Annotated in this window: 1 protein-coding gene; it reads left to right on the top strand. The window is 66.8% G+C overall.

Going from position 1 to position 542, the window contains the following annotated elements:
• Positions 1–51: 51 nt before the first annotated feature.
• The coding region (locus tag IF99_RS31435; protein ID WP_234340928.1) for a hypothetical protein at positions 52–542 on the top strand (491 nt) is incomplete at its 3' end.

Here is a 542-nt window from a genome sequence, read left to right as displayed (position 1 = left end):
GGGCATCGGCTGGGGTTGGAGGTGTGCTTCAGTGATGCGGCGGGGAGCCCGTTGGCGCCGCAGTTGGACAACCGGCCGGCGCCTGCGGTGCATGATCCGCTGGAGGAGGTGTCGCTGGCTCAGCACGCGGCGAACGAGAGCCGTCGGGAGACCGACGGATCGCTGATGAGCAGCGGCTTCGACGTCGACGCGCGGATTTTGATCGACGCACCTGGCGGGGTGGCCGGGCGTCGCAGGAACGCGGTCCCTGAGCCTTTGCCGCATGAGCTGGATGCGTTGGCGGTGACGGCGGGGCTGCACACGAGTGAGGGTGAAGCGTCGCCGGAGGTTCGGGCGACGATGCTGCGGTTGGTGCGGGCGTTGCGGATCGTGTTCGGTCCGGAGGTTGAGAAGAACCCTGATCTGTATGGGGAGTTGCTCAAGGGCATTGGCGCGGTGGAGACGATGCGTGCCAATGATGGGGCGTTGGACCGGTTCACGCCGTTCCGGATGGAGCTGTGGAGCTTCATGGCGCAGACGGTGGGCGGCAAAAAGGTCCCGAC

The sequence above is a fragment of the Streptomyces sp. NRRL F-5630 genome, assembly GCF_000719475.1.
Taxonomy (GTDB): domain Bacteria; phylum Actinomycetota; class Actinomycetes; order Streptomycetales; family Streptomycetaceae; genus Streptomyces.
The sequence above is the reverse complement of the archived record's forward strand: the minus strand, read 5'-3'. Positions and strand labels throughout refer to the sequence as shown.